16 protein-coding genes and 1 pseudogene are annotated in these 24,241 nt (G+C 70.5%); 10 read left to right on the top strand and 7 right to left on the bottom strand.

Going from position 1 to position 24,241, the window contains the following annotated elements; all coding sequences use genetic code 11:
- Positions 1–668: 668 nt before the first annotated feature.
- From H4F98_RS04720 to H4F98_RS04710, 3 genes are all read right to left on the bottom strand, one after another.
- Positions 669–1,235, bottom strand: coding sequence for an OmpO family porin (locus H4F98_RS04720; protein WP_182685491.1), 567 nt, complete (start codon positions 1,233–1,235; stop codon positions 669–671).
- A 247-nt stretch (positions 1,236–1,482) separates the two neighbouring features.
- Positions 1,483–1,947 carry a tRNA (cytidine(34)-2'-O)-methyltransferase gene (locus tag H4F98_RS04715; protein WP_182685490.1) on the bottom strand — a complete coding sequence of 155 codons (465 nt, stop codon included), beginning with the start codon at positions 1,945–1,947 and terminating at the stop codon, positions 1,483–1,485.
- Positions 1,948–2,020: 73 nt separating this feature from the next.
- On the bottom strand, positions 2,021–2,722 hold the full coding sequence (locus tag H4F98_RS04710) for an SDR family oxidoreductase (RefSeq protein WP_182685489.1): 702 nt from the start codon (positions 2,720–2,722) through the stop codon (positions 2,021–2,023).
- Between the two features lie 336 nt (positions 2,723–3,058).
- Here H4F98_RS04710 and H4F98_RS04705 point away from each other — a divergent pair, with 336 nt between their 5' ends.
- The 3 genes and pseudogenes from H4F98_RS04705 to H4F98_RS04695 all read left to right on the top strand — a co-directional run bounded on the left by H4F98_RS04705 (position 3,059) and on the right by H4F98_RS04695 (position 7,490).
- Complete coding sequence (locus tag H4F98_RS04705) at positions 3,059–5,827, top strand: M16 family metallopeptidase (RefSeq protein ID WP_425487572.1); 2,769 nt, start codon at positions 3,059–3,061, stop codon at positions 5,825–5,827.
- Between the two features lie 148 nt (positions 5,828–5,975).
- A pseudogene (locus H4F98_RS04700) lies at positions 5,976–6,299 on the top strand (DUF4156 domain-containing protein); the annotation flags it as partial.
- Between the two features lie 174 nt (positions 6,300–6,473).
- Positions 6,474–7,490: a 3-oxoacyl-ACP synthase III gene (locus tag H4F98_RS04695; protein WP_182685486.1), complete on the top strand. Its 1,017-nt coding sequence runs from the start codon at positions 6,474–6,476 to the stop codon at positions 7,488–7,490.
- 226 nt (positions 7,491–7,716) lie between these two features.
- On the opposite strand, the gene H4F98_RS04690 is transcribed toward H4F98_RS04695, so the two are convergent.
- Complete coding sequence (locus tag H4F98_RS04690; RefSeq protein ID WP_182685673.1) at positions 7,717–10,062, bottom strand: prolyl oligopeptidase family serine peptidase; 2,346 nt, start codon at positions 10,060–10,062, stop codon at positions 7,717–7,719.
- A gap of 217 nt (positions 10,063–10,279) precedes the next feature.
- Here H4F98_RS04690 and H4F98_RS04685 point away from each other — a divergent pair, with 217 nt between their 5' ends.
- The 4 genes from H4F98_RS04685 to H4F98_RS04670 all read left to right on the top strand — a co-directional run bounded on the left by H4F98_RS04685 (position 10,280) and on the right by H4F98_RS04670 (position 16,523).
- Positions 10,280–11,713: a cytochrome ubiquinol oxidase subunit I gene (locus tag H4F98_RS04685; protein WP_182685485.1), complete on the top strand. Its 1,434-nt coding sequence runs from the start codon at positions 10,280–10,282 to the stop codon at positions 11,711–11,713.
- Positions 11,710–12,723 (top strand): cytochrome d ubiquinol oxidase subunit II, encoded by a 1,014-nt coding sequence (cydB, locus tag H4F98_RS04680; RefSeq protein WP_182685484.1) that lies wholly within the window; start codon positions 11,710–11,712, stop codon positions 12,721–12,723. The genes H4F98_RS04685 and cydB overlap by 4 nt, the downstream gene beginning before the upstream one ends.
- 148 nt (positions 12,724–12,871) lie before the next feature.
- Positions 12,872–13,141: a YcgL domain-containing protein gene (locus H4F98_RS04675; RefSeq protein ID WP_182685483.1), complete on the top strand. Its 270-nt coding sequence runs from the start codon at positions 12,872–12,874 to the stop codon at positions 13,139–13,141.
- Positions 13,134–16,523 carry an ankyrin repeat domain-containing protein gene (locus H4F98_RS04670; RefSeq protein ID WP_182685482.1) on the top strand — a complete coding sequence of 1,130 codons (3,390 nt, stop codon included), beginning with the start codon at positions 13,134–13,136 and terminating at the stop codon, positions 16,521–16,523. The genes H4F98_RS04675 and H4F98_RS04670 overlap by 8 nt, the downstream gene beginning before the upstream one ends.
- A 36-nt stretch (positions 16,524–16,559) precedes the next feature.
- Here H4F98_RS04670 and H4F98_RS04665 read toward each other — a convergent pair whose 3' ends face one another.
- Positions 16,560–18,398 carry a monovalent cation:proton antiporter-2 (CPA2) family protein gene (locus H4F98_RS04665; RefSeq protein ID WP_182685481.1) on the bottom strand — a complete coding sequence of 613 codons (1,839 nt, stop codon included), beginning with the start codon at positions 18,396–18,398 and terminating at the stop codon, positions 16,560–16,562.
- A gap of 129 nt (positions 18,399–18,527) precedes the next feature.
- Here H4F98_RS04665 and H4F98_RS04660 point away from each other — a divergent pair, with 129 nt between their 5' ends.
- Together H4F98_RS04660 and H4F98_RS04655 are read left to right on the top strand one after the other, a co-directional pair.
- Positions 18,528–19,361, top strand: coding sequence for an energy transducer TonB (locus H4F98_RS04660; RefSeq protein ID WP_182685480.1), 834 nt, complete (start codon positions 18,528–18,530; stop codon positions 19,359–19,361).
- Between the two features lie 50 nt (positions 19,362–19,411).
- Positions 19,412–20,182: a hypothetical protein gene (locus tag H4F98_RS04655; RefSeq protein WP_182685479.1), complete on the top strand. Its 771-nt coding sequence runs from the start codon at positions 19,412–19,414 to the stop codon at positions 20,180–20,182.
- An 83-nt stretch (positions 20,183–20,265) separates the two neighbouring features.
- On the opposite strand, the gene rho is transcribed toward H4F98_RS04655, so the two are convergent.
- The gene (gene rho / locus H4F98_RS04650; RefSeq protein ID WP_425487571.1) at positions 20,266–21,957 is read right to left on the bottom strand and encodes a transcription termination factor Rho; all 1,692 of its coding nucleotides are present in this window, start codon (positions 21,955–21,957) and stop codon (positions 20,266–20,268) included.
- Between the two features lie 268 nt (positions 21,958–22,225).
- Positions 22,226–22,552 carry a thioredoxin TrxA gene (trxA, locus tag H4F98_RS04645; RefSeq protein ID WP_141519172.1) on the bottom strand — a complete coding sequence of 109 codons (327 nt, stop codon included), beginning with the start codon at positions 22,550–22,552 and terminating at the stop codon, positions 22,226–22,228.
- A 261-nt stretch (positions 22,553–22,813) separates the two neighbouring features.
- Here trxA and rhlB point away from each other — a divergent pair.
- A partial coding sequence (gene rhlB, locus H4F98_RS04640; RefSeq protein WP_182685477.1) for an ATP-dependent RNA helicase RhlB occupies positions 22,814–24,241 on the top strand: 1,428 nt, incomplete at its 3' end.

Below are 24,241 nucleotides of genomic sequence, written 5' to 3'. Positions count from 1 at the left end.
AGCCGCGGCGTGCCCTGAAATACAGGGTGAACCGTCTCTGAACCCAACAATTTCTTAACCCGAATCTTCACGAACCATCCATGCTCGGAATGGTCATATGTATCGCGACAGGTGCAACGCCTGTCGCTGATCTCTCCCCTCCCCTGGAGTGATCCCCCGGAACGGTCTGCCCCTCCCCAGGCGCCGTTCCCCAGCCCCGCCGGCCCCCCCTGCCTGCGGGGCTTTTTATTGGTTCTTCACCCAGGTCCGGGGAATGCCGCCCGGCCGAACCGGGCAACCTCGGTCCCGACCCTGCGCCGTCATCCCAGCGAACGCTGGGATCCAGCTCTTGGTCTCCTGCGTTGGCAACAACCCGTATGCATCTTTCGATGCGCCTCGCCTTCGCCTGTCGTGACGCTGGCCGGCCGTTCCAGCCGGAAAGGCTGCATCCCAGCGTTCGCTGGGATGACGGTGTGTTGGGGTTGCATCCAGTATCCGCAGGGACGGCGGAGCGGGATCTCGCGCGGACGCCCGACAACGGGCGTCCGGGAATCCAGGCAGATCGCCGGACCGCGGGCAAAAAAAAGCCCGGCCAGTGGCCGGGCCCAGCATCGCGATGTTTCGGGGGAGAGAGAGATCCAAGGCGATGTGTTGCGGGGGTGCGCGCCCCCTGGGGGGCGCGCGGGGTCTCAGAACGAGTAGCGCGGACCGACGAACCACTCGGTGTCGCCGTCGGCGAACTTGACGTCGCCGTTGATGCTCCAGTTCTGGTTGAACTTGGCGTTGGCGCCGACGCGGCCGTAGAAGTCGCCGTCGGTGTCTTCGTAGTCTTCGTAGCCGGCCAGGGCATAGCCCTCGAAGTTGGGGCTGAACGCGCCACGCACGCCCGCCTCGACGCTCCAGCCGTCGAAGTCGAAGCCGTAGCCGGCGTCGAACTTCTCGTAGGCCACGCGGGTCAGCAGGTCGACGCTGCGGTTGATCTCGTGGTTGTAGCCCACGCCCAGCTTCCACTGGTCGAAATCGAAGTTGGTGCCGTCGAGCTCCTGGTTGCTGTACTTGCCGAAGACATGGAAGTTCGGCGCGATCGCGCCCGACCCCTCGATGGCCCAGCCGTCGGCGTCGCCGTTGTCGGTATCGGTGGCGATGTAACCGCCCTGGACATAGCTGTAGGAGACGCCTTCGGCCGCGGACGCGGCGAACGGCACGGCGGCGATCAGGCTCAGGGCGGCAAGCTTGGAAATGGTGGAACGCTTCATAAGGACTCAGCCTCTTATTTTTTGGGTGTTGGCCCGGGCGGCGGTCGTTTCGGGGGAACCTTCCCATCCCGGTGCGAGCCAGTATCCGTAGCGAAACCCAATTCAGGCTTAATTATGAACCGAAAGGTTCAGGAACTATTGCTGCTGTTCAGGGTCGCGTGGAAACGCCCGCACGTACGTCCCGCCCGTCACGGCAGATCGAAGGTGTAGTTGGCGATGACCCTGAAATCGAGGAAGTCGACGCGGCTCAGGCGCCGCCGTCGAAGCCGTGCTGCCGCCAGGCTTCGAACACCACCACCGCGACGCTGTTGGACAGGTTGAGGCTGCGGTTGCCGGGCCGCATGGGCAGGCGCAGGCGCTGCTCCGGCGGCAGGGTGTCGAGCACCGCATCGGGCAGTCCCCGCGTCTCGGGGCCGAACAGGAAGGCATCGCCGGCGGCATAGCGCGGCGCGTCGAAGCGCGTCCGCCCGCGGGTGCTGAGCGCGAACAGGCGCGGCGGCGCGATCGCCGCCAGTGCCGCGTCCAGGCCCTCGTGCACCTGCACGCTGGCGTACTCGTGGTAGTCCAGGCCCGCGCGCCTGAGCTGCTTGTCTTCCAGGGTGAAGCCCAGCGGGGCGACCAGGTGCAGGCGCGCGCCGGTGTTGGCGCACAGGCGGATCGCGTTGCCGGTGTTGGGCGGGATCTCGGGCTGGTAGAGGATGACGTCGAACATCGGGGGTTCCGCCGAACGCGGGATGCATCGCGCGCGGGCGCAGGTGGAGGCCGTCGGGGCCCGGGTCAGGACCTCACCATGGTACGGCCTCGCCGCGCCAGTCGAGGAAGCGCCCACTGTCGTCGATGCCGGCGCCGTCGATCACCGCCAGCAGGCCGGCGACGGCCTCGTCGGGCGACAGCTTCGCGTGCGTGCCGCCCATCTCGGTCCTGACCCAGCCGGGGTTGAGCGCGAGGACGACGATGCCGCGGTCGGCCAGGGCGCGGGCGAGCAGGGCGGTGGCCATGTTCTGCGCGGCCTTGGAAATCGCATAGGTGGGGGTCCGGAAGGCCTCCAGCCCGGCGATCGACCCCCATGACGACGACAGGTTGGCGACCCGCGCGCCCGGCGCCAGCTGCCTGGACAGGGCCTGGGTGAGCAGGAACGGGCCGCTGGCGTTGCTGCGGAAGCTGTCGTCGAGGTTGGCCGCCGGCACGCTGCCGAAGCGCTCGCCCGAATGCAGCACGCCGGCGTTGTTGACCAGCAGGTCCAGGCCGTCGCAGACCAGCGGCAGCTCGTGCGCGAGCGCTTCGATCGAGCGCGGCTCCCGCAGCTCCAGCGGCAACAGGTGCAGGTGGCCGGGATGTTCCCCGACCAGGGCGTTCAGCGCGGTCGCGCGCCCCGGGTGCCGGCAGGTGGCGACCACGTCGTCGCCGCGGTCCAGCAACTGCTGGACGAAGGCCAGGCCCAGGCCGCGGTTGGCGCCGGTGACCAGGCAGCGTCGGGGCGTGGGCATGGAGGTCCTCCGGGATCGGCGCGGCGTGGCCCGCGCGACCATGCAAGCACGGCGCGGGTGCAGGCGGGGTGTGCGCGGCCGGGACTTGTGGCCCACGGCGGCACGGGGGGGGGTGGGCTAGGATGATGCGTTGTCGTCCATGTCCGGCGCCATGGTGGGCGCCGCGCCACCATCAAGTACGAAGGGGAGATGTCCATGAGTTTCGCTGTCCGCGGTGCGCGCACTGCTCCGGTTTCCACCTCCACCCGCCACGCCGAAGGCAGTGGCCGCCGCCTGCTCGGGCGCGGCGTGCTTGCCGTCGCCCTGGCCACGGCGCTGGGCGGCTTCGCCGGCGGCATGCCCGCCCCGTCGCAGGCCGCGGCCGGCGCGCGCGTCGACATCCCCTATGAAGAGTTCACCCTGCCCAACGGCCTGCGCGTGATCGTCCACACCGACCGCAAGGCACCCATCGTGGCGGTCAACGTGTGGTACCACGTGGGCAGCAAGGACGAGCCGGCCGGACGCAGCGGCTTCGCCCACCTGTTCGAGCACCTGATGTTCAACGGTTCGGAGAACCACCGGGGCGAATATTTCGAGCCCTTCGAGCTGGTCGGCGCGACCGACATGAACGGCACCACCAACTCCGACCGCACCAACTACTTCCAGAACGTGCCCACCACGGCGCTGGACATGGCGTTGTGGATGGAGTCCGACCGCATGGGCCACCTGCTCGGCGCGATCGACCAGAAGGTGCTCGACGAACAGCGCGGCGTGGTCCAGAACGAAAAGCGCCAGGGCGAAAACCAGCCCTACGGCCAGGTCTGGGAAAAGCTCGGGCGCGCGCTGTACCCCAAGGGCCACCCGTACCACCACAGCACGATCGGTTCGATGAACGACCTCAACGCGGCCTCGCTGGAGGACGTGAAGACCTGGTTCCGCACCTGGTACGGGCCCAACAACGCGGTGCTGGTGCTGGCCGGCGACATCGACGTCGCCACCGCCAAGGCCAAGGTCGCGAAATACTTCGGCGACATCCCGGCCGGCCCGACCATGTCGCAGCCCGCGATCGACGTCGCCCAGCGCCCGGCCGACACCCGCGAGGTGATGGCCGACAAGGTGCCGCAGGCGCGCATCTACCGTGCCTGGAACGTCTCGCAGATCGGCACCCGCGACCTCGACCAGCTGCAGGTCCTGTCGCAGGTGCTCGGCGGCAGCGCCTCCTCGCGCCTGGACAAGCGCCTGGTGCACGGCGACAAGCTGGCCGACAGCGTCAGCACCGGCGCCTATGGCTCGCAGCTGGGGTCGAACTTCCTGGTCATGGTCAGCGTGAAGGAGGGCGTGGACGTGGCCCGCGTCGAGGCCATCATCGACGAGGAACTGGACCGGCTGGTCCAGGAGGGGCCGACCGCGGCCGAGCTCGCGCAGGCCAAGACCGTGTCGCGCGCCGGCTTCATCCGCGGCATCGAGCGCATCGGCGGCTTCGGCGGCAAGGCCGACGCGCTGGCCGAATGCGCGGTCTACGAGGGCGACCCGGGCTGCTTCCGCGAGTCGCTGGCCAACGTCGCGGCGACCACCGCGGGCGACGTGCAGGCCATGGGTCGCAAGTGGCTGGGCGAGGGCTCGCATACCCTGGTCGTCGAGCCCGGCGAGCGCAGCCCGCTGGCCGAGGAACCGGCCGAGACCCCGGCACCGTTCGCCGCGCCCGCCGTCGATCCGAAGTACCGCACCAGCGGCGACGGCGTCGATCGCAGCGCCGGCGTGCCGATGCCCACCGAGTTCCCGACCCTCAAGTTCCCCGAACTGCAGCGCGCCGAGCTCAAGAACGGCACGCGGGTGATCCTGGCCGAGCGCCACGACATCCCCGTCGTGCAGTTCAGCTATGAGTTCGGCGGCGGCTACAAGGCCGATGCCGGCGGCAAGCTGGGCGCCTCGAGCTTCGCCATGAGCATGCTCGACGAAGGCGCGGGCGACTACGACGCGCTGGGCTTCCGCGACCGGGCCGAATCGCTGGGCGCCAACCTGGGCGCCAGTGCATCGCTCGATGGCGGCAGTGCCTACCTGTCGGCGCTCAAGGAGAACGTGGAGCCCTCGCTGGAGCTGTTCGCGACCATGCTGCGCGCGCCGCGGTTCGACGCCGCCGAGATCGAGCGGGTGAAGGCCAGCTGGATCGCCGGGATCAAGCAGGAGAAGGCCAGCCCCAACTCGGCCGCACTGCGCGTGCTGCCGCCGCTGCTGTACGGCGCCGACCATCCCTACGGCATCCCGTTCAGCGGTTCGGGCACCGAAGCCTCGATCGCCTCGCTGGGCCGCGACGACCTCACCGCCTACCACCAGGCCTGGGTGCGCCCGGAAGGCGCCACCCTGATCGTGGTCGGCGACACCACGCTCAAGCAGATCGTGCCCGTGCTCGACCGCCACCTGGGCGACTGGACCGGCGCCGGCGCAGCGCCGTCCGCGCCCGCGGTGGCCGAGGTGGCCCGTCCGGCCAAGGCCAAGGTCTACCTGATCGACCAGCCCGGCGCGGTGCAGGCCAACATCTTCGCCGGCGAGCTGATGCCGCCCACCGGCAGCGACGGCGAAACCCTGCTGCAGATGGCCAACGAGGTGATCGGCGGTTCGTTCGTCGCGCGCCTGAACATGAACCTGCGCGAGGACAAGCACTGGTCCTACGGTGCCCGCACCGTGCTGACCAACGCGCTTGGCCAGCGGCCGTGGCTGGCCCTGGCGCCGGTGCAGATCGACAAGACCGCCGAGGCCCTGGCCGAGATGCAGCGTGAGATCAGCGAGTACGTCAGCGGCAAGGCGCCGCCGACCCCCGCCGAAATCGACCGCATCAAGGCCAACGAGAGCCGCAGCCTGCCGGGCGCGTATGAAACCGCGGGGTCGGTGATGGGCACCATCGGCGGCATCGTGCGCTACGACCGGCCCGACGACTACATCGTCCGCCGCAACGCCGAGATCCAGGCGATGACCCCGGCCCAGGTGGCCGGGGCGGCCCGTGCGATCGACCCGGCCGAGCTGACCTGGGTCGTGGTCGGCGACCTGGACACGATCGAAGCGCCGATCCGCGCGCTGGGGCTTGGCGACGTCCAGGTGCTGGACGCCGACGGCACGCCGCGCCAGTAGTCCCGACGCCTCCCCGCCGTTCAGCGGCGGGGAGGGTGCCGGCCTGTATGACTGGGCCGAAGACATCCACCGCAGGGCGCCACGGCGCCCTGTCCTCATTGTCCGGGCGCGCCCGCGCGGCCCGATCCAGCCAGGGGAACCCCAAGCCATGCGTCGACACCTGCTTCCCGCCCTCGCCGGCGTCCTGCTTCTTTCCAGCGGCCTGGCCGGCTGCACCTGGGTGCACATGGCGCCGGGTGCCAGCGCGGTACGCGTGGTCGGCGCGGGCGCGGCCCCCGCCGGCTGCCAGAAGCTCGGCGAGATCAGCGTTTCGGTGAAGGACAGCGTGGCGTTCTACGACCGCAACCCGCTGCGCGTGCGCGAGGAACTCGAGACCCTGGCCCGCAACGAGGGCCCCGGACTGGGCGCCGACACCATCCAGCCGCTGGGCGAGCCGGTCGATGGCGAACAGCGCTACGCCGGCTATCGCTGCGGCGGCAGCGCGCGGGTCGCCGCCCCGGCCGACGCGGACGCCGGCGCCGGGACCGCCCGGACCTACCCGCTGGGCGGCTGAGTTCCATTTTCCACGCCCCCATTCGGTGGCGGATGCAAGCTCGGTGCCAACGCGGTATGCTGGCGCGCTTTTCCGTTTTTGGTAGCTGCCGCCATGCTGTTCCAACACGTTGCCATCGCCGGCCTGGCCCATATCGACGCCCCGCGTCGACTGAGCTCGGATGAAATCAATGTCCGGCTGAAGCCGACCCTCGACCGCCTCGGCATCCGCACCGACGTGTTGAAGGACATCGCCGGCATCCACGCGCGCCGCCTCTGGGACGGCGACATGCTGGCCTCCGACGCGGCCACGCTCGCCGGCGTGAAGGCGCTGGCCGACGCTGGCATCGAGCCCGACCGCGTCGGCCTGCTGGTCAACACCTCGGTCAGCCGCGACTACCTGGAGCCGTCCACGGCCAGCATCGTCAGCGGCAACCTCAAGCTGTCCGAGAACTGCCAGAATTTCGACGTCGCCAACGCCTGCCTCGCCTTCATCAACGGCATGGACATCGCCAGCCGCATGATCGAGCGCGGCGAGATCGACTACGCCCTGGTCGTCGATGGCGAGACCGCCGGGCTGGCATACGACAAGACCCTCGAGCGCCTGTCCTCGCCGGACGCCACCGAGGAAATGTTCCGCAACGAGCTGGCCACGCTGACCCTGGGTTGCGGCGCCGCCGCGATGGTCCTGGCCCGTGCCGAACTCGCCCCGGGCGCGCCGCGCTACCGCGGAGGCGTGACGCGCGCGGCCACGCAGTGGAACGGCCTGTGCCGCGGCAACCTGGACCGCATGGTCACCGACACCCGCCTGCTGCTCAGCGAGGGCCTCAAGCTGGCGCAGAAGACCTGGATCGCGGCCAAGGGCGCGCTGGGCTGGGTGGCCGAGGAGATGGACGAGTTCGTCATCCACCAGGTCAGCCAGGTGCACACCAAGGCCTTCGTGAAGGCATTCGGCATCGACCCGGCCAAGGTCCTGACGATCTTCAACGAGCACGGCAACATCGGTCCGGCCTCGGTGCCGATCGTGCTGAGCAAGCTGCGCGAGATGGGCCGCCTGAAGAAGGGCGACCGCGTGGCCCTGCTCGGTATCGGCTCGGGCCTGAACTGTTCGATGGCCGAGGTGGTCTGGTAAGACCCACCGGCGGTCCGCGACCGCCGACATCGCGCCACCCGCGACGCCCCGGTGCTCCATGGCCCGGGGCGTCTGCGCGTGGGCGGGCGTGCGTCCGCGGGTTGGCCGCGCGCCGCAGGAGCGGGCCCTCCCGACGGTGACGTATACGGCGCGTTCTCCGGGGGGAAGAAAAAACGCGCCCGTTGGGGCGCGTCTTCTTTTTGCCAGTCGTGGATGCTCGCCGGATTCAGTCGCCGTCCTTGAGCGTGCGCTCGAACAGCTCGTGGATGCGACGGTACTCGTCGTACCAGCTGTCGGGATGGACGAAGCCGTGGCGTTCCAGCGGATACGGCGCCAGTTCCCAGTTCTTCTTGCGCAGCTCGATCAGGCGCTGGGTCAGCATCACCGAGTCCTTGAAGAACACGTTGTCGTCGATCATGCCGTGGGCGATCAGCAGGTCGTCCTGCAGGCCGTCGGCGTACTCCATCGGCGAGGAGCGCTTGAACGCCTCCGGATCGAGCTCGGGCGTGTTGAGGATGTTGCTGGTGTACTCGTGGTTGTACTGCGACCAGTCGGTCACCGGCCGCAGCGCCGCGCCGGCCTTGAACACGCCCGGTTCGCGGAACAGCGCCATGAAGGTCATGAAGCCGCCGTAGCTGCCGCCGTAGATGCCGGCATGGTCGCGGTCGCCCTGCTTTTGTTCGACCAGCCAGTCCAGGCCGTCGAGGTAGTCCTCGAGCTCGGGGTGGCCCATCTGGCGATAGATCGCGGTGCGCCAGTCGCGTCCGTGGCCGGCGCTCGCCCGGTAGTCCAGGTCGAGCACGACGTAGCCTTCCTGGACGAGCAGGTTGTGGAACATCTGCTCGCGGAAATAGGCCGGGTAGCGCTCGTGCACGTTCTGCAGGTAGCCCGCGCCGTGCACGAACATCACGATCGGGTAGCGACGACCCGGCTCGGGGTTATCCGGTCCGTAGAACTTGCCCCAGACGGTCCCGGCGCCGTGCTTGCTGGGCACCTGGACGTATTCGGGCTGGATCCACTCGCGGCCCTTGTATGCGGGCGAGCGCGTGTCGGTCAGCGCGACCGCGTCGCCGCCGGCCGCGTCGACCACGGCCAGCTGCGGCGGCAGGTAGCTGCCGGAGTAACGCACCAGCAGGCGGCGGCCGTCGGGCGAGAGGCTGAAGTCCTCGACGCCGTCCAGCGCGGTCAGCTCGCGGACGTTGCCGCCGTCGCGGTCCACCGCGCAGACTTCGTAATCGCCCGGCCAGTCGCGGTTGCAGGTGAAGAAGAAACGCTTGCCGTCGGCGGACAGCTGCGGCTGCGAAACCTCCCAGTCGCCGGAGGTGAGCGCGCGCGGCTTGCCGCCGCCCTCGCTGAGGTAGAGGTGCGAATGCCCGGACGCCTCCGACAGCAGCCAGAGCGCGTTGTCGGGGGTCCAGCCGAAGTCGTTGAAGCTCCAGTTGATCCAGGCCGGATCGGTCAGGCGATGGCGCGGCTGCAGGCGGGCCTGGCGCGGATCGACCGTGGCGATCCAGCGGTCCTTGTTGTCGACCGCGCGCAGCAGCACGGCGGCCTGGCTGCCGTCGCCCGTCCAGTGGATGGCCGGGCCGCTGCCGCCCGCGTCGGACTCCACGCGCACGGCGCGGTTGCCGTCCAGCGGGTCCTTGCCGGCGGCCTTGCGCATGGCCGCCAGCGGGTCGGTGTCGATCCCCGGCAGGACGCCCAGTTCGAGCTCGGTCACCTTCGCCGTCGCCACCTCCACCAGCCACAGCCGGTTGGGCAGCGGTGCGTTGTGGCCGACCCGGGTGCGGACCTCCTCGAATTCCTCGTAGCCGGATTCGGTGACGTACTTGGGCATCTGACCGGTCTTGCCGGCCTCGGCGCCCTTGGCCTCGGTCACCACCAGCAGCCAGCGTCCGTCGGGCGACAGCGCGCTGTCGTCGATGACGACCTCCTCGCCCAGGTAGGCGGCCGCCGGCGCGCGGGTGGGGTCGCTGTCGCGCCAGGCGCGTTCCTGCTCGCGCACCGCGTCGCGCTGGTCGCGATCCTCGCGCAGGGTCTCGATGTAGCGCAGCTGGCGGTCGCGCAGGTCGTCGGCTTCGAGCGCCTTGCCGGGGTCCTTCTCGGCCAGCACCAGCGCGGCCTGGCGGGTGCCCTGGCCGGCACGCCACTGGTACCAGTCGTTGCCGGCACGGAACACGAGGTTGCCGTCGCGGCTCCACTCCGGGCGGCTTTCGCGCGCGTCGGTGCGGGTCACCTGGGTCAGCGCGCCGCTGCGCAGGTCGCGCACGAAGATATCGCCATTGCGGGCGAAGGCCATCCGCGTGCGGCCGGCGTCGTAGGCGGGGTAGGGCGCGTCCAGGTCGGCGCGCGCGCCATCCTCGACGCGGGCGCTTTCGCCGCCGGCGACGGACACCTGCCAGGTGTCGCGCACGAGCGAGTCCTCGCGCTTGAGCCGGTACTGCGCCTGCTGGCCGTCCCAGCGCCACCAGGCGTCCTCGACCGGGGGGCCGATCCAGTCGGGGTCGGCCATCGCCTGGGTCAGGGTGAGCGGTTCATTGGGCGCCAGCGTCGGCGTGGTGTCGGCGGCCATGGCCGTCGGGATGGAGAGCGCGAAGGGCGCAAGCAGGGCGGCAAGGGCGTGGCGTGGTCGCATGGGCAGTGGCATTCCGGCGAAAAACCGCCGCAGCGTAGCAGCCCGCGCCTGTGCCGGATCGGGCCATCGGTCATGGCGCGACTTTCGTCGAGCGATGAATAGGCGGACAATAGGGGTCGCGGCACCCCCCCCGCGTGCCGTGGAGGCGCGCTGCGTGGATGCCCTGCTGTTGTCGCGGATCCAGTTCGGATTCGTCATTTCGTTCCATATCCTCTTTCCCGCGTTCACGATCGGTCTGGCCAGCTGGCTGGCCTTCGTCGAGGGCCAGTGGCTGCGCACGCGCGACACGGTCTGGCGCGACCTGTATTTCTTCTGGACCAAGGTCTTCGCCGTCTCCTTCGGGATGGGCGTGGTCTCGGGGATCGTCATGAGCTTCCAGTTCGGCACGAACTGGGCGGTGCTCAGCGAGCAGGCCGGCAACATCCTCGGGCCGCTGCTGAGCTACGAGGTGCTCACCGCCTTTTTCCTCGAGGCGACGTTCCTGGGCGTGATGCTGTTCGGCTGGGGGCGGGTGTCGGAGAAGCTGCACTTCCTCGCCACCTGCATGGTCGCGCTGGGCACGCTGATCTCCACGTTCTGGATCATCTCGGCCAACAGCTGGATGCAGACGCCGCAGGGCTACACGCTCGTCGACGGCGTGTTCCACCCGGCCGACTGGTCGGCGATCATCTTCAATCCCTCCTTTCCGTACCGCCTGGCGCACATGGTGCTGGCGGCCTTCATCACCACCTGTTTCGTCATCGGCGGGACCGCGGCCGCCTACCTGTACCGGGGCGTCCACCGCGAGGCGGCGCGGAGGATGCTGCGCATGGCGGTGCTGTTCGCGGCGATCACCGTGCCGGTGCAGATCTTCGTCGGCGACCTGCACGGCCTGAACGTCGGCGAGCACCAGCCGGTGAAACTGGCCGCGATGGAAGCGCACTGGGAAAGCGAAGGCCCGGGCGAGGGCGTGCCGCTGGTGGTATTCGCGGTGCCCAACGAACGCGAAGAACGCAACGACTACGAGGTCGCGATCCCGCGCGTGGGCAGCCTGATCCTCACCCACAGCTGGGACGGCGAGATCGAGCCCCTGACCGCGGTGCCCGCCAGCGAGCGCCCACCGGTCAAGCCGGTGTTCTATGCGTTCCGGGTGATGGTCGGGCTGGGCGTGCTGATGCTGCTGCTGGTGCTGGCCTCGCTCTGGGCGTGGTGGCGCAAGCGCCTGTACGACACCCGCTGGCTGCTGGCCGGCTGGCGGGCGATGACGCTGTCGGGCTTCGTGGCCATCCTCGCCGGCTGGTACGTGGTCGAGATCGGCCGCCAGCCCTGGGTGATCCATGGCCTGCTGCGCACCGCCGACGCCGTCAGTCCGGTCGCCGCGGCGGCGGTGCTGACTTCGCTGGTGGTGTACGCGATCGCCTACGCGATCGTGTTCGGTGCCGGCAGCTGGTACCTGTTCAAGCTGCTGCGCAAGGGGCCGGTGCCGCACGAGCCGCCGCTGTCGCAGGAGGGCGGCGAGAAGACGCCCATGCGCCCGCTGTCGGTGCCCGACGAATCCATCGAGGACGGCGAGACCGGCGCGACGGGCCGCCAGGAGGACGCGCGATGAACATGGAAACCGTGCTGCCGGTGCTGTGGTTCGGCGTGATCGGCTTCGGCGTGCTGATGTACGTCCTGCTCGATGGCTTCGTGCTGGGCCTGGGCATCCTGGCGCCGTTCGCCGAGGACGAGGGCCAGCTCGACCACATGATGAACACCGCCGCGCCGATCTGGGACGGCAACGAGACCTGGCTGGTGCTGGGCGGCGCGGGCCTGCTGGCCGCGTTCCCGAAGGTCTATGCGGTGGTGCTGTCGGCGCTCTACCTGCCGGTGCTGCTGATGTTGATCGCCCTGGTCTTCCGGGGCGTCGCCTTCGAGTTCCGCTTCAAGGCGCGCCGGGCCAAAGCGGCCTGGGGCGCGGCGTTCTCCATCGGTTCGCTGCTGGCGGCTTTCGCCCAGGGCGTGATCCTGGGCGCGCTGGTGGAGGGCATGCCGCTGCAGGGCGGCAAGTACGTCGGCGGCGTCTTCGACTGGTTCAGCCCCTTCTCCATGCTCACCGGCGCGGCGGTCGTGTTCGGCTATGCTCTGCTCGGTGCCTGCTGGTTGATCCTCAAGACCGAGGGCGCGTTGCAGAAGGTGGCGCGCACGCTGGCCCGGCCGCTGGTCCTGGTGGTGGTGGTGTTCATGGGCCTGGTCAGCGCCTGGTTGCCGTTCCTGGACTCGCGGATCATGGCGCGCTGGTTCGAAGGCGCCAATTTCCTGTGGCTCTCGCCGGTGCCGGTGCTGGTGCTGGCGAATGCGTTCGCGCTGTGGCGCGCGGTGATGGACGAAGGCCGCGATGCACGGCCCTTCCTGCTGACGCTGTGCTTCTTCGTGCTCGGCTTCGCCGGCCTGGTCCTGGGCATGTGGCCGAACATCGTGCCGCCGTCGCTGACCATCTGGGAGGCGGCTTCGCCGCCGGAGTCCCAGGGCTTTGTGCTGGTGGGCCTGGTGGTGCTGTTGCCGGCGATCCTGGGCTACACCTGGTGGTCGTACAGCGTGTTCAAGGGCAAGATCGCCGCGGACGTCGGCTACCACTGAGCCGGCGCAGCGCCTGAACCCCCGCCCGCCGGGGGCTCCGCGGCCTGCGACGGGCGTCGCGAATCGTGTTCGCGCCGGCGCTGTCGGCGGGTATGCTGTGTACAACATCTCGCCACGGCCGTTCCCCCGGCCCGCCGTCGCCCGACCGATGCAAGCCTACGTCTACAAGAGCCTTCGCAAAGCCGATACCTACCTGTATCTGGCCGCACGGGACGACTTCGCCCGCCTGCCCGAACCCCTTCGCACCCAGCTTGGGCGGCTGGAATTCGTCCTTGAGGTCGCCCTGACCCCGGAGCGGCGCCTGGCCCAGGAAGACCCGGACGTGGTGCGCGGGAACCTGGCGCTGCGTGGTTTCCACCTGCAGTTCCCGCCCAGCGTCGCCGATCCGATGACCGAGGACTGGGGTACCGATGCCTGAGTCCGCGACGCCTCCCGCCGCGCGCCCGGCCCCGGTGGTCGCCCGCGTCGACGGTAGGGTCTTGCCGGCTGCGCTGGGCGCCGGCGTGCTGCTTGCCCTGCTGGGCGGCTTCGGTGGCGTCCTGGCGGCGCTGTCGGGCCTGCTGGCGCAGCCGGCGTTCGCGGTGGCCGCCCGCCTGTGGCGCGCGCGCCATCCCGACAGCGGTCGCCTCGAGGCCCCCCGCCGTTTCGATGCGCGGCGCGATGGACTGGCCCTGCTGCTGATGTGGGGCGGCGCCGGCCTGGCGCTGGCCCTGTTGTTGGCCTGGCCGCTGTCGGCGCTGGTCGCGCGCGGCTCGCTGTCGGCCGCCCTCGGCGTCAGCATCGTCTGCGGCGCGGCCCTGGTCGGGCTGTGGCGGCTGTGGCCGATGTGGCAGTCGGTCGAGCGCCGCGGCGGCCCGCTGCCGCCGGCCTGGCATGCCCTGGCCGACGTCGAGGTGGGCGCCTGGCGCGGCCTGGTCGTCGCCTCGGTGGTGCTGGGCCTGCTCGGCCTCGCGGTACTGATGGCGTGGCCCGGCCTGCTTGCGCCAGCGGCGCGCTGGTCGCTGGCCGTGCTCGTCGCACTCGGTTCGCCCCTGTTGCACGCGTGGCTGCAGGGCATCGACGAAGCCGATCCGGTGCTCGTCGTCGGCGGCGAGGAGGCTGCGGAGGGCGAGGCCCACGAAGCGCCCGTGGTGGCGAGCCCGGGCGAGCCGCTCGAACCGGCGCTGTACGCCGCCGCGCGTGGCGGTCGCGTCGAACGCGCGCTGGAGCTGATCGCCGATGGCGCCGATCCACATGCCCCGCCGCCGGAAGGCGATCGCGACCGCCGCAGCCTGGCGGCCCTGGCCGCGGTCCTGCCCGACTTGCGCTTGTTGCGCCAGCTGATCGCCGAGGGCGTGGACCTCAATGCCACCGCCGGCGGCATGACGCCGTTGGTGGCGGCCACCCGCGACAGCTGGCACGGCCGGCCCGACGCGGTGATGACCTTGCTCGCCAACGGCGCGGACCCGCGCCTGGCCGATGCCGACGGCAACACGCCGCTGCACCATGCCGCGCGCAGCTCCGATCCCGGGGTTGCCGCGCTGCTGCGCGACGCCGCCGCCGAGCTGGACGTGCTCAACGCCGACGCGCAGTCGCCGCTGTGCGTCGCCTGTGCGAGCGGCAACTGGCGGCTGGCGCGTTTCCTGCTCGAGCGCGGCGCGCAACCGCATCCCCCCGGCGGCCAGCCCGCACTGCTCGCCGCGGCCGGCGGCGAGGACGACGATGTCGCCGGCGTGCAACTGCTGCTCAAGCAGAAGGCGCGCGTCGATGCGCAGGACCCGCGCGGTCGCACCGCCCTGCACGAAGCGGTGTGGGCCGGGCATGGCGATATCATCGCCACGCTGCTGGCGGCCGACGCCGACCCGGCCCTGGTCGACGGGCAGGGTCGCAACGCGGTGCTGGAAGCCTGTCGGGCCGGTCGCGCCGAGGTCCTGGAGCAGTTGTTGGTGCACCTGCCGCGCGATGGTGCCCAGGAAGCCGGCGTCGTCGACGCGCGCGGCCACACCGCGGTGCACCTGGCCTGCATGGCCGAGGGCACGCCGCCGGCCATGGTCCAGCGCCTGCTCGCGCTGGGCGTGGACCCCGAACAGCGCGACGGCGACGGCAAGCGTGCGCTCGACCGCGCCGCCGAGTCGGGCCGATGGGCCCTGGTCGCGGCGCTGGACGCCGGCTACGACCTGCCTTCGCGGCTGGTGGAGGACGAGGGCGATGCCGGCTTCGATGCCGATGCCGTCGCCCCGATCCCGGACCGCGCGCCGGCCGAACTCCTGCGCGACGCCCTGCGCGAGGGCCGCGAGAACGGCGCCGCCGCGATCGCGCGCCTGCTGCCGGCGGCCGAACTGGGCCGGATCCTGCGCGGCAATGACCCCCAGCCCACCGCCGCGCAGGCCGCATGGCTGTGCCGCCAGGGCGCGGACACCGGACTGCGCGACGCCGACGGCGACACGGTCCTGTTCGCCTGGCTGGCCGAGGGCGCGAGTGCGCGTGCGCGCATCCAGGCCCTGCTCGGGCAGGCGGTTTCGCCGGCCGGCGCCGGCGGACTGGCGCGCTACCTGGCCGCCTGCGCCCGCCAGGGCGCCACCGGCGCCGAACACGAAATGCTGGCCCTGGACCTGCTCGCGCGCGGTGCCGATCCCTTCGGTGCCTCGCGCGAAGGCGACGTGTCCTCCACCCTGGCGGTGCGCCTGGGCTGGGCCCGCCTGCTGCGCCAGCTGTGCGAACTGGGGGTCGACCTCAACCGGCGCGACTCGCACGGCATGAGCCCCCTGCACCTGGCGGCCGCGTTGGGCCGCACGCCCATGTTGCGCCTGCTGGTCGCCCATGGCGCCGCCCCCGACCTGCTGGCCGCCGATGGCCAGACCCCGCTCGGGGTGGCACTGTCGTCCGGGCGTCGCGACCTGGCCGACTGGCTGGACTGGCGCGGCTGGTCGCTGCCGCGGCGACCGCTGCGCGACAGCGATGTCCCGGCCGCGGCCATCGTCGGCGATGCCGACGCCGTCCGCCGCCTGCTCGACCTCGGCTTGCCCGTCGATGCCGTCGACAACCAGGGCTGCACCGCCCTGTTGCGCGCGGCCGGCGGGGGGCATGGCGCACTGATCGACCTGCTGCTGGTGCGCGGTGCCGATCCGCAGTGCGCGGCCAATTCCGGCGCGACGCCGCTGTCGGCGGCGGTTAGCATGCGCCACACCGACATCGTCGATCGCCTGATCGAGGCCGGTGCCTCGCTGGAGCAGCGCCTGCCGGGCGACCTCACCGTGCTGATGGTCGCCTGCGCGCTGGGCCTGCCCGACATGGCCGCGCGCCTGCTCGCCGCGGGTGCCGACGCCCATGCGCTCGACAGCCAGGGCCGCATGGCGATCCATTGCGCCGCAATGTACGGCTTCACCGCGCGCGAGCGCAGCCGCCTGATCGCCCTGTTCGACACGTTGCTGCTGACCGGTGGCGACGCCGACAGCAACGTCGAGGCCGCCGGCACGCCACCGCTGCTGCTCCTGCTCGGCGCCCGCGCAGAACCGGGCACGGTCGCCGACGAGGACAGCCTGGTCGCCGGCCTGGAACTGCTGCTCGACCATGAAGCCCGCCTGGACGTCGCCGACCCGCGCGGCTTCGGCCCCCTGCACCTGGCGGCGCTGCACGGACTGTTGGAGGTGGTGCGCTGGCTGCTGCGCGCGGGCGCCGACCCGGATGCGCGCGACAGCCTCAACCGCACGCCGCGCGAGATCGCGGTGATGCGCGGCTTCGTCGACATCGCCGCCGAATTCGCGCCGCCGACGGCCAATCCGAACGTCTCGATGGCCCGCTTCCTGCGCGACAAGTCCTGAGCCGCGCCCGGCGCGGCCGGCGCCCCGCAGGCGCGATCAATCCAGGCGTGGCGCCTCGCCTTCGCGGCGCCCATCGATGCTGCGTGCAAGCACGCCTTCGCCGACGTCGGCCCGCAGCAGTTCCTCCAGCTCGCGGCGCGCATCCTGCACCGTCTGCCTCAGCGCGTCCTCGTCCTCGCGGATCGGATGCTGGGCCTCGAGCAGGCGCGCGTCGTGGTCGGCGAAGCGCGCGGTGATCATGCGAGCGGTGTCCTCCGGCACGCCCAGCGCGCGCAGGACCGTCTTGCCGGTGTGCAGGCTCGAGTACAGCAGTTCGCGGATCGGTTCGGCGCCGATGTCCATCAGCTCCCAGGCCACGCGCCGGTCGCGTGCCTGCACGAACACGCGCGCCTCGGGATAGAGGTGACGGATGGCCCGGGACACGCGCAGGCTCTCGGCCGGGTCGTCGATCGCCACCACGAACACGCGCACGTGCGCCGCGCCCGCCGAGCGCAGCAGGTCCGGCCGGGCCGGGTCGCCGTAGTAGATGGTGTTGCCGAAACGGCGCGAGAACTCGAGCTGTTCGACGTCGTGTTCGATCACGATGAAGGGGGTCTGGTGCAAGGCCAGCAGGCGCGCGACGATCTGGCCGAAGCGGCCGAAGCCGGCGATCAGTACCTGGGGGTGGCCGTCGTCGGGCAACGGATCGGGCTCGCGCTCGGGCGCGCCGCGCGGGGCGTGCGACAGCAGCCGCGCGACCACGATCAGCAGCAGGGGGGTCAGTGCCATCGACACGCCTACCGCGGCCACCAGGCGGTCGCGCTCGACCATGTCCAGCAGGCCGGCGCGCACGGCCTCGGCGAAGACGACGAAGGCGAACTCGCCGCCCAGCGCCAGCACCGCCGCCAGCTGCAGCGTCTCGCGCCGGTCGAGCCCGCCGGGCCGCAGGCCCAGCAGATAGACCAGCACGAACTTCACCGACATCAGCAGGCCGACCAGGGCCGCGATGCGCGCCGGTTCGGCAAGCACCCGGTCGAGGTCGATGCTCATGCCCACGGCCATGAAGAACAGGCCCAGCAGCAGGCCCTTGAACGGCTCGATCTGCGACTCGAGCTCGTGGCGGAATTCGGAGTCGGCCAACAGCACGCCGGCGATGAACGCGCCCAGCCCGGCGGAGAGGCCGGCGTGCTGCATCAGCCAGGCCGATCCGAGCACGGTCAGCAGCGCGGCGCCGGTGAACACCTCGGGCATTTCCGAACGCGCGACGATGCGGAAGACCTGCCGCAGCAGCAGCCGTCCGCCGATCACCAGCAGGGCGATCGCACCGATGGCCTCGGCGACCGCCAGCCACGCCGCGTCGCCCTCGGCGGCCGCCGTGCTGGCGCTGCCGAGCAGCGGGATCGCCGCCAGCAGCGGGATCGCGGCGATGTCCTGGAACAGGAGGATCGCGAACGCCAGCCGCCCGTGCGGCGCGGTGAGCGACTTGCGTTCGGCCAGCAGCTGCAGGCCCACCGCCGTGGAAGACAGGGCCAGGCCGAAGCCGACCACCAGCGCCGCCTGCAGCGACAGCCCGCCGAGCATCGACAAGCCGGCCAGGGCCAGGCCGCACAGCAGCACCTGCAGGCCACCGACGCCGAACACCGGCTTGCGCATCACCTTCAGTCGCGGCAGCGAGAGCTCCAGGCCGATGACGAACAGCATCATCACCACGCCGATCTCGGACGCCGTGAGCACGCGCTCGGTATCGGTCACCGCCTTCAGGCCGAACGGCCCCAGCACCACGCCCGCGGCGAGATAGCCGAGCACCGCGCCCAGGCCGAAGCGGCGGAACACAGGCACCGCGATCACCGCGGCAATGAGGAAAACCAGTGCGAGTTCGAGGCCTTGGCCGTGCATGCGATGCCTCCGGGGCGTGGTCCGTGCGTCGCCGGCGCGCGCGTGGCAGTGTCGCGGCGGCCTTGGTATTGTGTCAGCGTTCGCGGCGATGCGCTGTCTTCGCCCACACGTCCGGGGAAAGGAGTCCAGATGCGCAGGTTGGGTTTGATCTTGATGTTGTTGTGCGTGGCGGGCACCGCGTGGTCGCAGGGGGCAAAAGCCGTGCGCGAGCAGGCCGAAGCCAGTCTGCTCGTGACCGCGACGATCGACATCGAGCCCGATGGCCGCGTGTCGGGTTACCGGATCGATCGGCCCGAGGCACTGCCCAGCTACGCGGTTGAGCTGCTCGAGCGGCGGATCCCCTCCTGGCGGTTCGAGCCGGTGAAGGTAGACGGGGTCGCGGTGCCGGCACAGGCACCGGCCAACATCCGCTTGGTGGCGCGCAAGACCGGCGATGACGAATACGCGATCCGCATCGCAGCGGTGAGTTTCCAACCGCGCAACAGCGATCGCGGCAAGCAGGACCTGCGCCCGCCGGGGTATCCCGCGACCCTCGCCAAAGCCGGCGTGGGCGGAACGGTGTACCTGATCGCCAAGGTGCGCGCCGACGGCACGGTCGAGGACGCCTTCGCCGAACAGGTCAATCTCCAGGCGGTCACCAGCGAACGCGTGATGGCCAAGATGCGCCATACCCTGGCCCGGGTGTCCGTCGCCGCGGCCCGTCGCTGGACCCTCAAGCGTCCAGGCGACGTCACGCTGGTCGACGGCTGCTGGCTCGTCAGGATCCCGGTGGACTTCATCGCGCCAGGCAAGCGGCACCCCGAATACGGCGAATGGCAGGCCTACATTCCCGGCCCGCGCGACGAGAGTCCGTGGGCGCGGGGCGATGACGTGCCTCCGGACACGCTGCTGGCTGGGGGTATGTATCCGGTGCAGCGGCGAGGCCCGCGTTTGGTTACCCCGTTGGAATCGGGGGAGGGTTGAGCCTTGCGACTGGAGCCTGGACTCGAACACGTCGCGCTGGAGAGCATGCAATGACCGGAAACAGAGCATTCGTGGCCATCGGCCTCCTGGTCGCCGGACTGTCGGTGCTGCCCGCAGCCCGCGCGGAAGAACGCCAGGCCCCGACCCTGGTGGTGGTGCAGGCGGGTATCGAAGTCGATGCCGGTGGCCGGGTCGTCGGCGTCGAGCTGGACCCCGACGCCCGTTTGCCCGATGTGCTTCGGGAACGCACCGAACAAGCCGTCGCGGAGTGGCGCTTCAAGCCGATCGTGGAGAATGGTGAAGCGGTGGGGGGAAAGACCTGGGCCCACGTGCAGATATGCCTGGCAGCATCAACGGAGGGTCGCCTGAACGTCGCGGTTTCCAAGGGCATCAACGGGCCAGGCAATGTATCGGGCCAATGGGTACCCAACCCTCCCTTCAACCTGATGCGGACCGCGAAGTCTGGCGTGGAGTACGACTTCCTGGTGCGTTACCGGGTCGAGCCCGATGGTAGTGCCGAGTTGCTGGAAGCTCATCTCGTGGATCCCGAGCTCGAAGATCGCTATGGGTCGGGCTGGCGACGTGACGTTCGGCGCGATATTGCGCGGGCCCGGTTCAAGCCGGAAATCATCGACGGCCGGCCGGTGTCCACCGTGATGGAGCTGCCGATAACGATCGTGCGTTCCCCCTCGCGGGCGGTCACTCGTGATGCCATCCGGGAATCCCAGGGGAACGCGCCGGTCTGCCAGGCGGCGGCCGGCAAGGCGAAGAACGAAGCCGTGGCCATCGACAGTCGCTTCGAGTTGGCGCCGCAGGGGTAAGGCGCGCAAGGTGCCAAAAAGCGAAGCCCCGCATGGCGGGGCTTCTTGCGTGCGGGAGCGCCGACCTGCGGCGCACATCATGTTCAGCGCTTCATCGAGCTGAAGAACTCGTCGTTGGACTTGGTGTTCTTCATCTTGTCGAGCAGGAACTCCATCGCGCCGATCTCGTCCATGCCGTGCAGGAGCTTGCGCAGGATCCAGATCTTCTGCAGCAGCTCCGGCTCGATCAGCAGGTCCTCGCGGCGGGTGCCGGAGCGGTTGATGTCGATGGCCGGGTACACGCGCTTCTCGGCGATGCGGCGGTTGAGGTGGACCTCGGAGTTGCCGGTGCCCTTGAACTCTTCGTAGATCACCTCGTCCATCTTGCTGCCGGTGTCGATCAGCGCGGTGGCGATGATGGTCAGGCTGCCGCCTTCCTCGACGTTGCGGGCCGCGCCGAAGAAGCGCTTCGGGCGGTGCAGCGCGTTGGCGTCGACGCCGCCGGTGAGCACCTTGCCGGAGCTGGGGACGACGTTGTTGTAGGCGCGGGCGAGGCGGGTGATCGAATCGAGCAGGATCACCACGTCCTTCTTGTGCTCGACCAGGCGCTTGGCGCGCTCGATCACCATCTCGGCGACCTGCACGTGGCGGCCGGCCGGCTCGTCGAAGGTGGAGCTGACCACTTCGCCGCGGACGGTGCGCTGCATCTCGGTCACTTCCTCGGGACGTTCGTCGACGAGGAGGACGATCAGGTGCACGTCCGGGTGGTTGCTGGTGATCGCGGTGGCGACCTGCTGCATGAGCATGGTCTTGCCGGCCTTGGGCGGGCTGACGATCAGCGCGCGCTGGCCCTTGCCCTGCGGCGCCATCAGGTCGAGGATGCGGCCGGTGATGTCCTCGGTGCTGCCGTCGCCGCGCTCGAGGGTGAACTTGCGGCGCGGGAACAGCGGGGTCAGGTTCTCGAACAGGACCTTGTTCTTGCTCGCCTCGAGCGGCTCGCCGTTGATGGTGTCGACCACCGACAGGGCGAAGTAGCGCTCGCCGTCCTTCGGCCAGCGGATGCGGCCGGAGAGGTGGTCGCCGGTGCGCAGGTTGAAGCGGCGGATCTGGCTGGGGCTGATGTAGACGTCGTCCGGGCCGGCCAGGTAGCTGGCCTCCAGGGCGCGCAGGAAGCCGAAGCCGTCGGGCAGGATCTCCAGCACGCCGTCGGCGACGACGCCCTCGCCGTGGCGGGTCAGCACCTTGAGGACCGCGAAGATCACGTCCTGCTTGCGGGCGCGGGCCACGCCCTCGTGGATGTTGAGCTGTTCGGCGACCTCGAGCAGCTTGGCCGCCGGCATCTTCTTCAGGTCGCTGAGCGAGTAGCTGGGGAAGCCCTCGGGGACCTGGGGGTTGTTGCGCGGCACGAATTCTTCCTGGCCGCCGTCCTCGGGGAAGCCGTCGCGGTTGCGGTTGCCGCCGCCGCCCCGGTTGCGCTCGCGACGGTTGCGGAAGCGCTCGCGGCGGTTGTTGCCGCGGCCGCCGTCCTGGCCGTTGTCGCGGTTGCCGCGCTGGCCATCGCCGGCGTCCTGCGCGCCCGACTCCTGGCCGCCCTGCGGGCTGGCCTCGGAGGCGGGCCTGTCGCCACCGGTCTTGTCGGCGCCGGGGGCCTTGTCGCCTTCAGTGGCCTTGGCGGCGGGCTTCTCGGCCTGGGCCGGTGCCTCGGCGCCGGGCTTGGGCGTGGATTCGGAGGGGCTGCCCTCGGTCTTGCTGGCAGCGGTGGCGGACGTCGCCTTGGTGGCGCGCGGCTTGCGCACGCGCTTCTCGGCGGTTTCGCCGGCGTCGGGGGTCTTGTCGGACAAGCGTGGGTTCCTCGCTAAACGGCGAGCGCTCGCATCGGGCGAGCGTGGCGTCGGGGACGTGATGGGTCTGGTGGTGTATCCAGAAGGGGTGCGGCGGTGCGGAAGACAACATCCAGCGCGCCGGGTTCCATGAAACTAGCACCGCCGCCGCGCGTCGCGCAAGGGGGGCAGGGGATTCCGTTCAGCCCGGCTGGCCGGCCCTCGCGGACCGGCCGGGGCGGCCTCAGAGGGCCTTGTCGATCATCTGGCTCAGCTGGGCCTTGCCGACCGCGCCGATCTGGGTGTCCTGGATCTGGCCGTCCTTGAACAGCAGCAGCATCGGGATCGAGCGGACGTGGTACTTCATCGCGGTCGCGCGGTTGTGGTCCACGTTGACCTTGGCGATCCGGGCCTTGCCGGCGTAGGTTTCGGCCAGCTCGTCCAGGGCCGGGGCGATCATCTTGCAGGGACCGCACCATTCGGCCCAGAAGTCGACCAGCACGGGTTCGGACGACTGCAGGACGGCGCTGTCGAAATCGGCGTCGCCGACATGCATGATTTTCTCGCTCACGAGGTTCTCCTGGGGGTGCGGAAGGGGGTGTCGCGGGCCGGTACCTGTCCGGCGGCGCACCGTCGGCGGGGCATGGGCACCGGTTGGACCGGCCCTTGGGGTAAACTGGGGCGTTATTGCGACGGCTTCAAGGGCCGTCGCCCGCTGCGGTCAGAACATCCACTGGCCGACCCCGGCAGTCTGCTGCGATGGCGCCAGCCACGCAAGCACTGCTTTCTTCGAGACCAGACGCGGCCACCCCCGCGCGGAACCCTGAACGCAATGAGCGACAAACCCCTGACCGATGTCACCTTCGAGTCCTTCGGCCTGCACCCCGACCTGCTGGCCGGGCTGGAAGGCGCCGGATTCACCCGTTGCACCCCGATCCAGGCCATGACCCTGCCGATCGCCCTGACCGGCCGCGACGTCGCCGGCCAGGCCCAGACCGGCACCGGCAAGACCCTGGCCTTCCTCGTCGCGGTCATGAACCGCCTGCTGACCCGCCCGGCACTGGCCGAGCGCAAGCCCGAGGACCCCCGCGCGCTGATCCTGGCGCCGACCCGCGAGCTGGCCATCCAGATCCACAAGGACGCGGTGAAGTTCGGCAGCCAGCTGGGCCTGAAGTTCGCCCTGGTCTACGGCGGCGTGGACTACGACAAGCAGCGCTCGATCCTGCAGGAAGGCGCCGACATCATCATCGCCACCCCCGGCCGCCTGATCGACTACGTCAAGCAGCACAAGGTGGTCAGCCTGCACGCCTGCGAGATGTGCGTGCTGGACGAAGCCGACCGGATGTTCGACCTGGGCTTCATCAAGGACATCCGCTTCCTGCTGCGGCGGATGCCGATCCGCACCGAGCGCCAGACCCTGCTGTTCAGCGCGACCCTGAGCCACCGCGTGCTCGAGCTCGCCTACGAGCACATGAACGAGCCCGAGAAGCTGGTCGTGGAGACCGAGACCATCACCGCGGCCCGGGTCCGCCAGCGCATGTACTTCCCGGCGGACGAGGAGAAGATCCCGCTGCTGATCGGCCTGCTGTCGCGCAGCGAGGCGGCCCGCACGATGGTGTTCGTGAACACCAAGGTGTTCGTCGAGCGCGTCGCGCGCGCTTTGGAGAAGGCCGGCCACCGCGTCGGCGTGCTGTCGGGCGACGTGCCGCAGAAGAAACGCGAGTCCCTGCTGGGCCGTTTCCAGAAGGGCCAGCTCGACATCCTGGTGGCGACCGACGTCGCCGCGCGCGGCCTCCACATCGACGGCATCAGCCACGTCTACAACTACGACCTGCCGTTCGACGCCGAGGACTATGTCCACCGCATCGGCCGTACCGCCCGCCTGGGCGCGGAGGGCGACGCGATCAGCTTTGCCTGCGAGCGCTACGCGATGAGCCTGCCGGACATCGAGGCCTACATCGAGCAGAAGATCCCGGTCGAGCCGGTGACCCCCGAACTGCTGGTCGCGGTGCCGCGCGCACCGCGCGAGCCGCAGGACGGCGACGCCGGCGAGAGCGTCAGCGCGATCTTCCGCGAGGCCCGCGAGCAGCGCGCCGCCGACGAGGAGCGCCGCGGCGGCAAGTCGCGCAGCGGCGGCGGTCGCGGCGAACGCAAGCCCGGCGAGCGCCGTCCGCGCCGCAAGCCCGAAGGCGAGGCGACGGCTGCCGCGCGTCCGGCCGATGCGACCGAGACGCCCGCCGCCACGCCGCCGTCGCCCGCG

Origin of the sequence: Marilutibacter spongiae, from assembly GCF_014145325.1 — a bacterium.
Taxonomy (GTDB): Bacteria; Pseudomonadota; Gammaproteobacteria; order Xanthomonadales; family Xanthomonadaceae; genus Marilutibacter; species Marilutibacter spongiae.
Note: the sequence above shows the minus strand (reverse complement) of the source record. Positions and strands in the feature narration are given on the sequence as shown.

Excerpts from the sequence above, each read along its gene's own strand:
- H4F98_RS04720 (WP_182685491.1), bottom strand. The coding sequence starts at position 1,235 with ATGAAGCGTTCCACCATTTCCAAGCTTGCCGCCCTGAGCCTGATCGCC.
- H4F98_RS04715 (WP_182685490.1), bottom strand. The coding sequence starts at position 1,947 with ATGTTCGACGTCATCCTCTACCAGCCCGAGATCCCGCCCAACACCGGC.
- H4F98_RS04710 (WP_182685489.1), bottom strand. The coding sequence starts at position 2,722 with ATGCCCACGCCCCGACGCTGCCTGGTCACCGGCGCCAACCGCGGCCTG.
- H4F98_RS04705 (WP_425487572.1), top strand. The coding sequence starts at position 3,059 with ATGCCCGCCCCGTCGCAGGCCGCGGCCGGCGCGCGCGTCGACATCCCC.
- H4F98_RS04695 (WP_182685486.1), top strand. The coding sequence starts at position 6,474 with ATGCTGTTCCAACACGTTGCCATCGCCGGCCTGGCCCATATCGACGCC.
- H4F98_RS04690 (WP_182685673.1), bottom strand. The coding sequence starts at position 10,062 with ATGGCCGCCGACACCACGCCGACGCTGGCGCCCAATGAACCGCTCACC.
- cydB (WP_182685484.1), top strand. The coding sequence starts at position 11,710 with ATGAACATGGAAACCGTGCTGCCGGTGCTGTGGTTCGGCGTGATCGGC.
- H4F98_RS04675 (WP_182685483.1), top strand. The coding sequence starts at position 12,872 with ATGCAAGCCTACGTCTACAAGAGCCTTCGCAAAGCCGATACCTACCTG.
- H4F98_RS04670 (WP_182685482.1), top strand. The coding sequence starts at position 13,134 with ATGCCTGAGTCCGCGACGCCTCCCGCCGCGCGCCCGGCCCCGGTGGTC.
- H4F98_RS04665 (WP_182685481.1), bottom strand. The coding sequence starts at position 18,398 with ATGCACGGCCAAGGCCTCGAACTCGCACTGGTTTTCCTCATTGCCGCG.
- H4F98_RS04660 (WP_182685480.1), top strand. The coding sequence starts at position 18,528 with ATGCGCAGGTTGGGTTTGATCTTGATGTTGTTGTGCGTGGCGGGCACC.
- H4F98_RS04655 (WP_182685479.1), top strand. The coding sequence starts at position 19,412 with ATGACCGGAAACAGAGCATTCGTGGCCATCGGCCTCCTGGTCGCCGGA.